Origin of the sequence: Bifidobacterium sp. MSK.13.1 (assembly GCF_019131435.1) — a bacterium.
Classification (GTDB): domain Bacteria; phylum Actinomycetota; class Actinomycetes; order Actinomycetales; family Bifidobacteriaceae; genus Bifidobacterium; species Bifidobacterium pseudocatenulatum.
Genome location: NZ_JAHOMM010000001.1, coordinates 48,219 through 62,266, shown reverse-complemented (window position 1 = coordinate 62,266; position 14,048 = coordinate 48,219). Strand labels below are relative to the sequence as shown.

Below are 14,048 nucleotides of genomic sequence, written 5' to 3'. Positions count from 1 at the left end.
ATGCCCGCCGTAGGGAAAACGTCGGACATGGCCGACATGTCGGCACGGAGGGATGCCTCCGGTCCCGCCGGATTGTCGTCCCCATCCTCCGGCGGCCGGGCCGCGGACCGTCGTTGGCGCTGGAGGATGGGGACGACATCGCCGTGGGCGCCGCGTTGGGCGTGGCCTGCGGACTGGTGTTCTGGCTGTTCAACTTCGCCTACGCATGACTGTCCCCGATCATCGGCGGCATCCTGCCCGGACTGGCCAGCATCCTGTACCCGCTGTGGTATTTCTCCGGCACGTTGGCCGTCATCATCCTGCGTAAGCCCGGAGCCGCGGTCTATGTGAACCTGGTGGGCAGCGCGGCCGAGATGCTGCTGGGCAACCAGTTCTCGTTCGGGTTCGCGTCCGCGGCGCTGCAGGGCGTGTTCGCCGAACTGCCGTTCGCACTCACCCGGTACCGCGTGTTCAACCTGCCGATCTCCATGACGTCCGGCGCCTTGGTGGCCTTGGAATACGGCGTGTACCTGATGCTGTTCCGGTATCAGGGCGTATCGTTCCTCAGCCCCCGCGGCGTCATCCATATGATCAGTGAATTGGTCGGCGGCGTGCTGATCGCCGGCGTGATGAGCTGGTATCTGTACAGGGCCATCGCCGCCACCGGGGCGTTGGATCGTTTCGCTTCCGGACGGGCGCGGCGCGACGATGCCGACCGTCGCGGGTGACCGCTGTCTCCGGTCGGCGGTTGTCAGGATGCCGCCCGTTGACGAGCATCCGGGCAAACGCCCAGCGGTTTGCTAGACTATAGGGCCGGCCACGAACCGGCGTGGGGCTGTAGCTCAGTCGGTTAGAGCATCGGACTCATAATCCGCCGGTCACTTGTCCGATCAGCACCACCAGCACCGTCAGCCCGGTGCCGAGTTGCGGCGACAGCCAGGAGGTCATCAGCACCACAACGGCGCCGAGCAGGCCCCCGATCCACATCCACGGCGGATTATGCCCGCGGATCGCCTTACCGAGATCGAGGCCATGGTCACGGAACACGACCACGGCGCACAGCAGCACAAATCCCAGGATGAACGAGACGACCGACGCCTTGATCGGCGATCCGAGCGCCGTACCCAGTCGTCCCAGCATGGCGGCTTGCACCGCCAACGACATGCCGCAGAGTATGCCCAGTCCACGCCATAGCCAGATGCTTGGCGAGCGGGTTCGGTTCGTGGAGCGGCCGTCCGCAGGGGGTCGCAACGTGTCCGCGGACAGCATTGCGGGGGGTGCGCGCCGCTCCGTGCCGCGAGCCGAACGGGTTCGGACCGCCGAACAGCGTCTTGGCGTCGGCGGCGGCGACCGCCAGCAGCACGCCGAGGACTGCCAGCACCAGTCCGGCTGCGCGTGCCATGGTCATCGGATGGCGAGGGTTGCCCAGCCAGCCGAACTGGTCGATGAGCAGTCCCATCGTGATTTGCCCCAGCACCGGCATGAGCACGGTCTGCAGACTGCCGAGCCTGGGCAGCAGCAGGATGTTCCCGGTCATGAAGATCACGCCGAAGAGCCCGGCGAACCACATCCACCAGGGGCCGTGGAGCGCCGACTCAGGTACCAGCGGGTACGGTCCGAGCAGCAGTGCCGCAATCGTTGTGGCTGCCAATCCCACGGTGAATGACACCAGCGACGCGCGGAACGGTGTGCCCAACGTTCCGCGCAGTCGCGCGTTGACGACGGTCTGCAACGGCGTGACGATTCTGGTGAGCACTCCCAGCGCGGCAAGCAGCATATGATCCCCTTTCGTCTCGGCGACATTGTACTCACGACGCCGATTTCGGGGGTCCAGCTGTGCGCTGGGACGCGGCGGTTCGGATTGGGAGGGAAGGCATGCATGGCTTCGCGGGTGATGCGGGAAGATGCAGGAAGATGCGGGAAAAGCGGGGGGATACGAGCAAATATTAAGCAATTGATGTCCGGGTGTCCGGTTTGTCGAGACGTCTGCTTTTCATAGGTTCCCGGCCTGGCCCCGCCTGGGGGGGGGGCAGTGCCGCAAAACGCAGGCACCAAGATACGGAAGAAGAGGAGTCGTACCATATGAACAACATGCCGCAGCGTTTGGTGTTCTTCGCCCTGGGCGTCGTCATCAACTCGTTCGGTGTGGCACTGATCACGTTGGGAAATCTGGGCACCTCGGCCATCTCCAGCGTGCCGTACGTGTGCAGCCTGCAGTTCCCCATGTTCAGCTTCGGCGTGACCACATTCATCTGGAACATCCTGCTGATTCTGCTTCAGGTCGTGCTGCTGCGCCGCGACTTCAAGCCCTCCCAGTTCCTGCAGATCATGGTCAACGTGCTGTTCAGCGCCATGATCGACGTAAGCATGGCCATCCTCGGTGTTCTGTACCCTACCATGCTGTGGGAGCAGTTCCTGTGCATCGGCTTAGGCTGCGTGGCGTTGGCCTTCGGCATCGTCATCGAGCTGGCGCCGAACGTGGTGGTGGTGCCCGGCGAAGGCGTGGTCCGTGCCATCGCCAAGGTCAGCGGCGTGCGCGTGGGCACGGTGAAGGCCGTATTCGACATCACGCTGATCATCATCGCCGCGGTGCTGTCATTGATCTTCTTCCACGGGTTGCGCGGCGTCGGCATCGGCACGGTGATTTCCGCGGTGTTGGTCGGGCCAATCATCAACATCGTCAATCGCGTCTTCACCTTCCAGCACCGCATCCAGGCGCTGGCCTTGTCCCGCGACGGGCGTTGACGCCTGACTGTTCGGTCGCCACAGGGCCGGGAATGGTGACGCGGAACCGATCGAGCGAATTGTCGATGCGCACCGGTTCGCGCGCCTCGTTCCTTAGCGCGGCGCCGATGCGCAGGTATCCGGTGCCGTCGTCGCGCAGCACGGTGCCGCCGTCCGGATACGGGGTGGACCGCAGCAGCGAGAACAGGAATGCGTTGCGCGTGGACGTTGACGCCTCATGGATGAGCCGCTGTTTGGAGACCGCGCCGAACAGGCCGCCCGGGTTCGAGACCTCGATTCGGTCGGTGAACACGTCCACATGCACGGGCGTGCCGAGCGCGTCCGGGGAGTAGTCGCGGTGGGTCAACGCGTTGGCGATGGCCTCGCGCAGCACCAGTTGCGGATACATCGGCGGCTGTGGCGGCTGTGATGGTTGCGCGCCGGAATCGGCGCCGCCTGGGCCGGACGTCCATGCCATCAGCGAGGCGACCGCGTCATCGATCATGATCGGGATCGGGCCGGTGATGGTTTCGGAGGCGACGAGCCGTGCGTCGCCGGTGAACACGTCGTCGCGTGAGGTACCGGGGTAGACGGCGATGGTGACGTTGAGCCGGGGAAAGAACTTCTGCGGATACCGGCCGACGGCCAACAGTCCCGCAAGCGTGGGGCGCGGCACGGATGCGATCCGGGTCTCCTCGTCTGTGTCGGTGTCCGCGCCGATATCCGTGTCGTCTTCCCTGAACGCGGTTCCCGCCGGGTCGCAATCCGCGGCATGTTTCGCGGCATGTTTCACGGTGTCGTCCGCGGGGTGGCCGGCTGGCATGCGTCTCAGGATGCGCAGGTCCAGCATCATGTCCATGTCGGAACGCTCCGCAAAGACATGCGGATGGCGGTCGCGCTCGCATTCGAGCAGCGCGTGGACGAGCGTGGGATTCAAGTCGTCGAGCGTGGCCTCCGGCACGACCGCGATGTCGTGCTCCGGCTGGCGTTGCTCATCAAGCAGACGATCGACCTCGTAGGCGGTCATCTTGCGGTCGCCGTCGCCGGTGCGGATGTAGGAGCCGCCGTGCGGGCCGACCGAGGAGACGAAGCAGGGCTTCTCCCGCGGCAGCATCTCGTCGATGACGGCGAACACCAAATTCGCGCCCTCGAACGGGCAGGTCACGATCACGGGCCGGACCACGGGCGTGAGCTTCTCGCAGGCCTGGCTCAACGCCTCCTGCATGGCGCGGGCGTCGAAGCCCTCGACCGGCGTGAACCCCGCCTTCTCGCTCAGCCCCAGGATGATGTACCCGCCGTTGCCGTTGGAGAACGCGGACAGCGTCTCGGTGATGGTCGAGCTGATTCTGCGTTTGCACTCCTTGACCTCGCATTGCTGCGTGTCGTTGCCGATGACGCGCAGCAGTTCGATGAGCTCGGTCATCTTGGCCGTGTAGTCGTCGTTGTCCATCGCGCCTCCGGGAGTGTGCCGTTGCCATCTGGTGACGTCTGTACTCCGTCTGTACTCCATCCGGCTCCATCTGTACGCCGTCCGCCGCGGGCTCCTGCCACTATCCTATGCCGGCGGCGGCATATGCGTGGCGATGACTTGCGCGGGATCGGTGCCGTCCGCGAGTCGGATATGGTGGGGCCCGCGACGGGATCGATCCCCGTCGCAGGCCCCACCGTTACCGTATGGTCGCGTGGTTCGCGGGAATCAGAGCACCGCGTCCATCGCCTGCTTGAGATCCGTGATGATGTCGTCGGCGTTTTCGATGCCGCAGCTCAGGCGCACCAGGTCAATGCCAACGCCTGCTTCGACGAGCTGCTCCTCGGTGAGCTGACGGTGCGTGGTGCCTGCCGGGTATAGGGTGCAGCTGCGCGCGTCGGCCACATGTGTGGCGATGGACACCATCTTCAGGTGGTCGAGGAACGCGGACACCTTTTCGCGGCCGCCCGGCACGCCGAAGGAAATAACGCCGCAAGTGCCGTTCGGCATGTACTTTTCAGCTAGCGCATGGTACTTGTCTTCCTCAAGGCCTGGGAAGCTCACCCAGCTGATGCGCGGGTCGGCGCTCAGCCACTGCGCCACCTTGAGCGCGTTCGCGCAATGGCGCTCCATACGCACGCCCAGCGACTCCAAATGCATGCCCATGATCCACGAGTTGATCGGCGCCGGCGTTGAGCCGAAATCGCGCATGAGCTGTGCGGTGGCTTTGGTGATGTAGGCGGCCTTGCCGAAGTCCTTGGCATAGGTCACGCCATGGTAGGAATCGTCCGGTGTGGTGAGTCCGGGGAATTTCTCCGCATGGGCCATCCAGTCGAAGTTGCCGGAATCCACGATCGCGCCGCCCACGCAGGAGCCGTGACCGTCCATATATTTGGTGGTGGCGTGCGTGACGATGTCCACGCCATACTGGAATGGACGACAGTTGACTGGTGTGGGGAACGTGTTATCGACGATCAGCGGCACGCCGTGGCGGTGCGCTGCGTTCGCGAACTTTTCGAAATCAAGCACGATGAGCGCCGGATTGGAGATGGATTCGCCGAAGACCGCCTTGGTGTTCGGCTGGAATGCCGCTTCGAGCTCTTCTTCGGTGCAGTCCGGGCTTACGAACGTGCATTCGATGCCCATTTTGCGCATGGTCACGTTGATGAGGTTGAACGTGCCGCCGTAGATCGCGGAGGATGCGACGATGTGGTCGCCGTTGTTGCAGATGTTGAACAGTGCGAAGAAGTTCGCCGCCTGGCCGGATGAGGTCAGCATTGCGGCCGCGCCGCCTTCCATTTCACAGATTTTCGCTGCGATGGTGTCGTTGGTTGGATTCTGCAGTCGAGTGTAGAAGTATCCGGATTCGGATAGATCGAACAGTCGGCTCATCTGTTCGCTTGACTTGTATTTGAAGGTTGTCGCCTGAATGATCGGGGGAGTGCGGGATTCGCCGTTGCCGGGCTGGTAGCCTCCCTGCACGCAGATGGTGTCGACGTTTTCGCTCATGGATTCCTTCTTTCGATTGCGCGCTTCGTTGCGTAGCGCTGCGATGCAACAAACATGTTCACTTTATCACTGAGTTGATAATTGGCTATTTTTCAATGGAAACGCCGAATAGTTCACTGAATTGACAAACTTAGGAAGTTGATTTTATTATGTACATCAAGACAGGCGGGAATCCGCTTGACGGGAAAAGCAAGGTCTTACGAAAGTAAAAACCAATAGCAAAGGAGCAACCCATGGGTCTGTGGGATATTGAAAAGATTCCGTATGTCGGTCGTGAAAAGGGGCCGCAGGAGGGTCTGGCTTTCCATTACTACGATGCCGACAAGGTTGTTGCCGGCAAGAAGATGAAGGATTGGCTGCGTTTCGGCGTCGCTTGGTGGCACACGTTCGATCAGGAGCTGGTCGATCCGTTCGGCACCGGCACCGCCCAGCGTCCGTGGTACGGCAAGTACTCCAATGCTGAGGATGAGGCCCTGGCCAAGGTCGACTACGCCTTCGAGTTCTTCCAGAAGCTCGGCGTCGAGTACTTCTGCTTCCATGATCGTGATATCGCTCCGGAAGGCGATACCCTGCGCGAGACCGACAAGAACCTGGACAAGGTCGTCGACAAGATCGAAGAGAACATGAAGTCCACCGGCATCAAGCTGCTGTGGAACACCTCCTCCCTGTTCACCAACCCGCGCTTCGTTTCCGGTGCTTCCACCTCCCCGTTCGCCGACATCTACGCTTACGCCGGTGGCCAGCTGAAGCATTCCCTGGAGATTGCCAAGCGCCTGGGAGCCGAGAACTACGTGTTCTGGGGTGGACGTGAAGGCTACGAGAACCTGTGGAACACGCAGATGAAGCGCGAACAGGCGCACATGGCCAAGTTCTTCCACATGTGCCACGAGTATGCTCAGGAGATCGGCCTGGACGCTCAGTTCCTGATCGAGCCGAAGGCCAAGGAGCCGACGATGCACCAGTATGACTTCGATGCATCCACAGCCATCGCCTTCCTTAAGACCTACGACATCGACTTCATGAAGCTGAACCTCGAAGGCAACCACGCCAACCTGGCCGGCCACACCTACCAGCACGAGATCCGCACCGCCCGCGAGGCCGGCGTGCTCGGCTCCCTCGATGCCAACCAGGGCGACAAGCTCATCGGCTGGGATATGGATGAGTTCCCGACCGACCTGTACGAGACCTCCACCGTCATGTGGGAAGTCCTCGCCGAAGGCCAGATCGGCCCTCACGGCGGCCTGAACTTCGACGCCAAGCCGCGCCGCACCTCCTTCACCGCCGAGGACCTGTTCCGCTCCCACATCGCCGGCATGGATTCCTTCGCGGCCGGCCTGCTGGTCGCGGCCAAGATGCACGAGGACAAGGTCATCGAGAACCTGCAGGCCGAGCGCTACAGCTCCTTCGATTCCGGTATCGGCGCGACCGTCGAGAACGGCACCGCCTCTCTGGCTTCCCTCGAAGAGTATGCTCTGGATATCCCGCAGTCCAAGCTCATCGAAGCCACCAAGTCCGATCACCTCGAGTCCGTCAAGGCCACGATCAACAACTACATGATCGACGCCCTAGCCGAGGCGTGAGCCGAATAGGGAGTTTCCGTTAGGGCTCCTGATTCATCGCTGGATCAAGCAGTGAGGCTCGGCTGTGACAGAGCCGGATGTGGTGTGCCGAAGCGTCGGCGTTCCGGCACACCACTCATCTTTCCTTCCTTCTTCCTAGAATTTCCTTCGCAGGCAAGTCGTCTGCCGGTTATGTTGCCGGTGTACGGCTTGTTTGCGTTTTTGGGCCAAACGAAAGTTTCGATTGTTCGCAATGATGCGATGCTCACGAACGTTTCTGAATAAGGTGTATTTATGACCGCGACTATTACCATTACCAATCCCATTCTTAGTGGAATGAATCCTGATCCGAGTTGGATTTGGGATGATGAGTTCCAGCGAATTGTGTTGGTGACTTCTACTTTTGAGCTTGTCCCAGGTCTTCCCATTTACGTTTCCGAGGATATGACGTGCTGGAAGCATGTGTCGAATGTGGTAGATGCTGACCTGGCAAGGCGCCTGCTTATTCCTTTCGTGGATGATTCGGGCGGTGTCTATGCGCCGACGCTGCGCAGGATTCATGGCAAATATGTGATTGCATGCACCATTGCCCGTCTTGATGATCGCCGTGCTATGGAAGGTGGTTGCACAGAAAGCGAGCTGATGCGGTTCCACGCCGCGGAGGGCAATTTTATCCTTGAAGCGGATTCTATCGAAGGGCCATGGCATGGCCCGTTCTGGATTGAGGGCGCTGAAGGCATCGATCCAGACATATTCGAGGACGGGGATGGCAACGTGTACTGGACCCAGACCCGTCCTGCGGTCAATCCGCAATGGGAAGGCCAGACCGAGGTCTGGACCCAACGCATTAATCCGGAGACTTGGACTTTTGTCGATGACGGTCTTCCTGCGGGATCGGGCAAGACGGTAATATGGCGCGGATACGGTATGGAATCGGTGTGGGCTGAGGCGCCGCATCTCTATCGCGTGGGTGATTATGTGTATCTGATGACCGCTGAGGGGGGTACCAGTTTCGAACATAGCGAAATGGCCATGCGCATCTATGCGCCGCATGGACTGCTTCGGGCGTTCGAAGCTTACGAACGGGAAGTATCCGAATTGGGTGAGTGCATTCCGCAGGTTCGTGACGGGGAACGCTGCTATCTTGGCACTGCAATCCGTGCCTTCCACGCGGATAAGAAGAATCCGATTCTCACCCACCGACATCTGGGTTTGTCGGAACCGCTGCAATGCGTGGGACATGCGGACCTGTTGCTTCATCCGGAACTGGGATGGTGGCTGGTGTGTCTCGGCGTGAGAGAGACACGGGGAAAGCGTGACGGCGAATTATTGAGCTACTTGGGAAGGGAGAGCTTTGTCGCTCCGGTATCCTGGGAACATAATCCGGCCGATTGGAAGCTGGACGGCAACGGTGCACCATATACGCATGAGGGTGACCCCGGATGGCCGGTGACTTGCGCTGGTCTTGGCCGCTTGGCCGACGAGATCACGGTTACTACTGAAGACGATGGCATCGCCATCGAGCCTAGGGTGAAATCCTCGCTCGCCGGTGACGTGGAACCTGCGCTGGTGGATGTGGCTGATGGCTCGACGAACGATGTGGTGGTGCGCGATGAGCGTGATGTCAGCTACCGCAGAATAGCGAAACTGCCGACGCTCATGCCGATTCCCATGTCCGGTTCTTTAGTGATCCGGCAGAATTCCACACATTACGCGGTGTTTTCGATGCATGGCACGGATGTGCGCTACGAGATGGTGAATGGAGACGATTCGCAAGCTGGGTCTGTTGCCGTACAGGCTGACGGAGTGCGTCCGGCGGTACTTTTCGACGACAACCGCTTGTCGGTCATCGTGACTGGCATGCATGGTTTGGTTGATTCTGCGACGTTCGTGCGTCAGGGGCAGGTCCTGCTGAGTGTCGATGCTCGTTTCCTCAGCACCGAATGGGCCGGTGGGTTCGTCGGTTGCATGGCCGGCTTCATGGCATAGTTTCTACGGAATTTCAGGATGGTTCACTGCTGGTGTTCCGACGGGCCGTCTTAGAACGAGTTGAAAACGGGTCGAAAGGCTAGGAGCGCTGTGTTCTCCCTCCGGCTGTGTCTGTGAGGTTTGCCCCGCTGATTAACCTTCGAGTTGCTGTGTGCTGTTGCGTACCACTAGCGATGTCGGCATGATGATGTGCGGTTGGATCACGTCGGTGGACAGCGCTTCGACCAGCATGCGTACGGCGGCCCTTGCCATGTCTTGGAGCGGCTGTCGTACGGTGGTCAGCGCCGGGCCAAGGAATGCGGCAGTCTGCACATCGTCGAATCCGACCACGGATAAATCCTCGGGAATACGTAATCCCAGCTGCCTTGCCGCCTCGTAGACGCCCATGGCCTGCAGATCGCTGCCGGCGAAGATTGCGGTCGGACGATTCGGTCGTTTCAACAGGGAGATGGACTGTGCGTAACCGCCGGAAGTGGTGAAATCGCCTTCGGTGATAAGTTCGGGATCGGCTTCGATTCCATGTTCCGCGAGCGCTGATGTATATCCGTCCAGACGTGCTTTGGAACACATCATCTCCTCCGGTCCGGTGATGATGCCTATGCGGGTATGTCCGAGTGCGAGCAGATGCCTGGTGGCGATTACGCCTCCGGTCCAGTTGTCCGCTTGCACCGACAGCGTGTCTGGATCTGGATTACCGAATGGATCGAACAAGACGAAGGGAATACCTCTGGAATGCAGTTTGTTCCGCTCGATACGTGTCAGACTGGAGAAGACAAGAATGGCGCCATCCGTCTGCCGACGCAGCATGTTGTCAATCCAGGATGAGTCCGGGTGCTGGCGATTGCCGCCTTCGGTGGTGATGACGTTCAAATCATGCAACTTGGCTTCGCGAATGGCGCCACGGAGTACTTCAAGGGCCCAAACATTATCGAAATCTTGGAACACGATTTCGATAATTCGTTGGCTTTTTGCACCTGTCGCTTTACGGGAATACCCATACCGTTTCAACACCGCGTTGATGGTTTGCCGCGTCTCTTCGGAAACGTCGGCTCTGCCGTTGAGCGCCTTGGATACGGTGGAAAGGGAATAACCGGTCTCTTTAGCTATGTCAGAGAGTCGTACCGTAGCTTTCTTTGTCGTATTGCGCATGAGTCACTCCTTCTTCTTTTCATCATATCCGAAAATGCGAACGAAAGTTTCGGTTTACGTTTTTCGAAACTTTCGATATGTTGGCAATGCTTAAAAACGTTGTAAAATCAACGAAAAATAGTTAGTTTTCTGATTTTACAAAAAACTTGACTTTGTGTGATTTGTTTCGGTAGTCTGTAGGTACAACGAAAACGAAATGGAGACTTTCGAAGGGAGTCAAAGGCTGATTCTCTGTCTGCTAGGGGAGCTGCAGCAGCATTCGTTGCGGTCATGCTTCCCGATTCGACCCATTCGAGAGAAGTCGTTCCTGTCGTTGCCATCATTTTGTCGATGATGATTTGGTCAATAAGGAGAAGACAATGAAGTTCAAAACCATTGCAGCTGCCACTCTTGCGGTGGCGACCATGTTGGGCATGGGTGCCTGTGGCTCCAGCGCTGGCGCCAAAGACGATAAGACCATTACGTTCTGGCATAACGCAACAGCTGGTGACGGCAAGCAGTATTGGGAGGATCTGGCCAAAGCGTTTGAGAAGAAGACTGGTGTCAAGGTTCAGATTCAGGCCATCCAGAACGAGGATTTCGAAGGCAAGCTGACTACCGCTATGCAGGATCCCGCCTCCGGCCCGGATGTGTACATGACCCTTGGTGGTGCCAAGACCAAGGACATGGTTGATGCCGGTCAGGTAATGGATATTACTGATAAGATTAGCGATACCGTCAAAAAGCAAATGTCTTCCTCATTGGATTCCATGTCTTATGATGGCAAGGTCTATGGTGTTCCGGTCGCTGCCCAGCCTGGTGGCATCTGGTATTCCAGGATTTGTTCAAGCAGGCTGGCATCGATGCCGAGCCGACCACTTTCAGCGAGCTGAAGACCGATGTGCAGAAGCTTCGCAGCGCTGGCATCGATCCGATCGCACTCGGCGGCAAGGATGCTTGGCCGGTCGGTCACTGGTACTACTGGTTGTCCATGCGCAAATGCTCTCCGAAGGCCTACGCCAAGGGCGTTAATGACAAGGACTTCTCCGACTCTTGCTGGGTCAAAGCCGGAGATGATCTGAAGGATTTGTTGGATGCGAATGCTTTTAACGAAGGATTCCTCACCACGACGGCCCAGCAGGGCGCCAGCTCGTCCGCAGGTCTGCTGGCCAATCATAAGGCTGCGATGGAGCTCATGGGCACATGGGAGCCTGGAGTTCTCAAGGACCTGACTCCGGACAAGAAGCCAATGGCTGACCTTGGCTTCTTCGCCTTCCCGACCGTGGACGGAGGAAAAGGCGAGGAAGGTGCTTTGATGGGCGCTGTGACCGGTTTCGCTGTCAATCCCGAGGCTCCGGACGCTGCTGTTGATTTCGTCAATTTCATGGCTGAGAAATCAAATCAGGAGAAATACGCCACTGCGTTCAGCACCATTCCGGCTTCCGCCGAAGCTTACGATGCGGTTACCGATGAAAATCTTAAGGCTATCCTCGAAGCTATGAAAAAGTCTGATGGCATGCAGCTGTGGATGGATACCGCTCTCGGCGGAAATATTGGCAACGCTCTTAATTCCGGAGTGGTGAATCTGCTTTCCGGACAGGGGACTTCGGCTGACATCGTCAAGGCGATGAAGGACGCAGCGTCCAAGGGCTGATAGTGAACATGGCTGGTTGACGGCCAAAGGAGGGTGGATAGACAGATCTTCATCTGCCCTCCTTCCTATTCGAGAAACGTATCTGGTAGTGGAGAAAACCATGTCAAGTACAAGCAAAGACGCGGTGACGCTGCGCGCTAAGCGGTCCAAGAAACCGTCCGATGGCAAAATGCGTCGTAATGTTGAGATTTTCGTACTGTCCGCACCTGCGATTCTTCTGTTCGTCTGCTTTGTGATTCTGCCTATCGTCTTGGGTGCTTATTACGGCTTCTATCAGTGGAAGGGCTACGGACTTCCCTCCAAGACAGGTAAATTCGTTGGTCTCCAGAACTACATCACAGCGCTTAAGGATCCCGCGTTCCAGGCGGCGATTCTGCATACCTTCGAGGTCGTGATCGGCTCGTTGGTCATCCAGGCTCCGCTCGCCATCCTGTTCGCATTGCTGCTGAACCAGAAGTTCAAGGGGCGTGGTCTCATCCGCACCCTCATCTTCGTGCCGTATGTCGTTTCCGAGGTCATCGTCGGCACAGGATGGAGCCTGTTGCTACAGAAGAAGGGCGCCATCAATGAGATTCTGGCCAACTTCGGCATCAATGGTCCCGATTGGCTGGCCGACCCGAAAATCGCTATTTGGACGCTGCTGTTGCTGATCAGCTGGAAATACGTCGGTTTCGCCGTAATTCTGATGCTCGCCGGCATGCAATCCATTCCCGATGAACTGTATGAAGCAGCCAAAGTGGATGGGGCGAGTTTTTGGCAGATGCAGAAAAGCATCACGTTGCCGTTGCTTGCTCCGACGTTGCGGATCTGGGTGTTCCTTTCCATGATTGGCTCTCTGCAGCTTTTCGATCTGGTCTATATCGTGTGGGGCAAGTATGTGTCGACCACCGCTGGTGTGTCCACCATGGCCACCTACATGGTGCGTGAAGGTCGTGGAGCCGGCAACTATGGCTATGGTTCCGCCGTTGCTCTGATCATCTTCGTGATCTCTTTGATCATCGCACTCGTCTATCAGAAGTTCGTGCTGAACCGTGACTTGGACGGTGCTGTTACTGAGCAGAAAGAAGCCGAGAAGCGTGCCAGGAAGCGCGCAAAGGAAGTGCAGCATCGTGAGGTTGCTGCCCTGGCAAGTGAGGTGAAGTGATGACTGCCGCAACAATCGCAGGACATTCCAACAAAAGCGAGTACAGCAAGAAGAATGGTTACCGTAAGTCATCCAAGACGCCATGGGGCAACCCAATCGTCTACTTCTTCTCCCTGGTGCTTGTGGCCATCTGTATCACTCCGGTGTTGTACATTATCTTCGGCGGTTTCCGTACCAATTCGCAGATCACCAACCATCCGTCCGGGATGCCGAACCCATGGATCCCCGACAACTACAAGACGGTCGTCGAAAGTGATATTTTCTGGACGGAACTGAAGAATTCTACCATCGTGGGTATCGCCACCATGGTAGGCGTCGTGGTGCTTAGCATCATGGTGAGCTTTGTCATCGCCCGATACAAATTCCGCTATGCGCCGCTTATGTACGCGTTGTTCTCTGCTGGTCTCATGTTCCCGATGACCGTTGGCATTACACCTTTGTATCTGCTGATTCGCAATCTGGGTCTGGCCAACTCCCTGTGGGGTCTGATCCTTCCGCAAATTGCCTTCGGACTTCCTCAGACCATCATCATCTTGGTGCCGTTCCTACAGTCGATTCCTAATGAGCTTGAGGAGGCCTGTCTTCTCGATGGATGCTCCCGCCTTGGCTTCTTCTGGCGCATGGTCATTCCGCTGTCCATGCCTGGCGTGGCCACCACTGGAATCCTTACCTTCGTGGGAAGCTGGAATGCCTACATGCTGCCGCTGTTCGTGCTCAGTGATGCCAGCAAGTACACATTGCCACTTGGCGTACAGATGTTCAGCTCCGAACACTCCGTTGACACCGCACAGGTGTTGGCCTTCACCTCTCTGGCTATGATTCCGGCCCTGATCTGTTTCACCATCTTCCAGAAGAAGATCGTCGGCGGCCTGACAGGTGCGGTCAAGGGCTGAC

The 14,048-nt window shown here is 58.4% G+C and carries 9 protein-coding genes and 3 pseudogenes; 7 read left to right on the top strand and 5 right to left on the bottom strand.

What is annotated here, in order from left to right; genetic code table 11:
• Window positions 1-83 precede the first annotated feature (83 nt).
• Window positions 84-707: pseudogene (locus tag KSY55_RS00270) on the top strand (ECF transporter S component).
• A gap of 136 nt (window positions 708-843) precedes the next feature.
• On the opposite strand, the gene KSY55_RS00265 reads toward KSY55_RS00270, so the two are convergent.
• Both KSY55_RS00265 and KSY55_RS00260 read right to left on the bottom strand, forming a co-directional pair.
• Window positions 844-1,248 (bottom strand): DMT family transporter, encoded by a 405-nt coding sequence (locus KSY55_RS00265; protein ID WP_081019053.1) that lies wholly within the window; start codon window positions 1,246-1,248, stop codon window positions 844-846.
• A gap of 145 nt (window positions 1,249-1,393) precedes the next feature.
• A pseudogene (locus KSY55_RS00260) lies at window positions 1,394-1,756 on the bottom strand (DMT family transporter); the annotation flags it as partial.
• A 305-nt stretch (window positions 1,757-2,061) separates the two neighbouring features.
• Between KSY55_RS00260 and KSY55_RS00255 the strand changes: the two are divergent.
• On the top strand, window positions 2,062-2,724 hold the full coding sequence (locus KSY55_RS00255) for a YitT family protein (protein ID WP_022245080.1): 663 nt from the start codon (window positions 2,062-2,064) through the stop codon (window positions 2,722-2,724).
• Here the strand turns inward: KSY55_RS00255 and KSY55_RS00250 are convergent.
• Window positions 2,672-4,153, bottom strand: coding sequence for an ATP-binding protein (locus KSY55_RS00250; RefSeq protein ID WP_022245079.1), 1,482 nt, complete (start codon window positions 4,151-4,153; stop codon window positions 2,672-2,674). The two genes, KSY55_RS00255 and KSY55_RS00250, sit on opposite strands and share 53 nt — an antisense overlap.
• 246 nt (window positions 4,154-4,399) lie before the next feature.
• Window positions 4,400-5,680, bottom strand: a complete 1,281-nt coding sequence (locus KSY55_RS00245) for an O-acetylhomoserine aminocarboxypropyltransferase/cysteine synthase family protein (RefSeq protein WP_022245078.1) — start codon at window positions 5,678-5,680, stop codon at window positions 4,400-4,402.
• Between the two features lie 233 nt (window positions 5,681-5,913).
• On the opposite strand from KSY55_RS00245, the gene xylA reads away from it, so the two are divergent.
• Window positions 5,914-7,260 (top strand): xylose isomerase, encoded by a 1,347-nt coding sequence (gene xylA / locus KSY55_RS00240; RefSeq protein ID WP_022245077.1) that lies wholly within the window; start codon window positions 5,914-5,916, stop codon window positions 7,258-7,260.
• A 273-nt stretch (window positions 7,261-7,533) separates the two neighbouring features.
• Window positions 7,534-9,228 (top strand): glycoside hydrolase family 43 protein, encoded by a 1,695-nt coding sequence (locus tag KSY55_RS00235; protein ID WP_117754482.1) that lies wholly within the window; start codon window positions 7,534-7,536, stop codon window positions 9,226-9,228.
• Window positions 9,229-9,360: 132 nt separating this feature from the next.
• Here the strand turns inward: KSY55_RS00235 and KSY55_RS00230 are convergent, their stop codons facing one another.
• Window positions 9,361-10,377 (bottom strand): LacI family DNA-binding transcriptional regulator, encoded by a 1,017-nt coding sequence (locus KSY55_RS00230; protein WP_004219786.1) that lies wholly within the window; start codon window positions 10,375-10,377, stop codon window positions 9,361-9,363.
• Window positions 10,378-10,736: 359 nt separating this feature from the next.
• On the opposite strand from KSY55_RS00230, the pseudogene KSY55_RS00225 reads away from it, so the two are divergent.
• From KSY55_RS00225 to KSY55_RS00215, 3 genes and pseudogenes are all read left to right on the top strand, one after another.
• A pseudogene (locus KSY55_RS00225) lies at window positions 10,737-12,010 on the top strand (ABC transporter substrate-binding protein).
• A gap of 100 nt (window positions 12,011-12,110) precedes the next feature.
• Window positions 12,111-13,154: a carbohydrate ABC transporter permease gene (locus KSY55_RS00220; protein WP_004219782.1), complete on the top strand. Its 1,044-nt coding sequence runs from the start codon at window positions 12,111-12,113 to the stop codon at window positions 13,152-13,154.
• Window positions 13,154-14,047, top strand: coding sequence for a carbohydrate ABC transporter permease (locus tag KSY55_RS00215; RefSeq protein WP_004219780.1), 894 nt, complete (start codon window positions 13,154-13,156; stop codon window positions 14,045-14,047). The genes KSY55_RS00220 and KSY55_RS00215 overlap by 1 nt, the downstream gene beginning before the upstream one ends.
• Window position 14,048 lies beyond the last annotated feature (1 nt).

Excerpts from the sequence above, each read along its gene's own strand:
- KSY55_RS00265 (WP_081019053.1), bottom strand. The coding sequence starts at position 1,248 with ATGCTGTCCGCGGACACGTTGCGACCCCCTGCGGACGGCCGCTCCACG.
- KSY55_RS00255 (WP_022245080.1), top strand. The coding sequence starts at position 2,062 with ATGAACAACATGCCGCAGCGTTTGGTGTTCTTCGCCCTGGGCGTCGTC.
- KSY55_RS00250 (WP_022245079.1), bottom strand. The coding sequence starts at position 4,153 with ATGGACAACGACGACTACACGGCCAAGATGACCGAGCTCATCGAACTG.
- KSY55_RS00245 (WP_022245078.1), bottom strand. The coding sequence starts at position 5,680 with ATGAGCGAAAACGTCGACACCATCTGCGTGCAGGGAGGCTACCAGCCC.
- xylA (WP_022245077.1), top strand. The coding sequence starts at position 5,914 with ATGGGTCTGTGGGATATTGAAAAGATTCCGTATGTCGGTCGTGAAAAG.
- KSY55_RS00235 (WP_117754482.1), top strand. The coding sequence starts at position 7,534 with ATGACCGCGACTATTACCATTACCAATCCCATTCTTAGTGGAATGAAT.
- KSY55_RS00230 (WP_004219786.1), bottom strand. The coding sequence starts at position 10,377 with ATGCGCAATACGACAAAGAAAGCTACGGTACGACTCTCTGACATAGCT.
- KSY55_RS00220 (WP_004219782.1), top strand. The coding sequence starts at position 12,111 with ATGTCAAGTACAAGCAAAGACGCGGTGACGCTGCGCGCTAAGCGGTCC.
- KSY55_RS00215 (WP_004219780.1), top strand. The coding sequence starts at position 13,154 with ATGACTGCCGCAACAATCGCAGGACATTCCAACAAAAGCGAGTACAGC.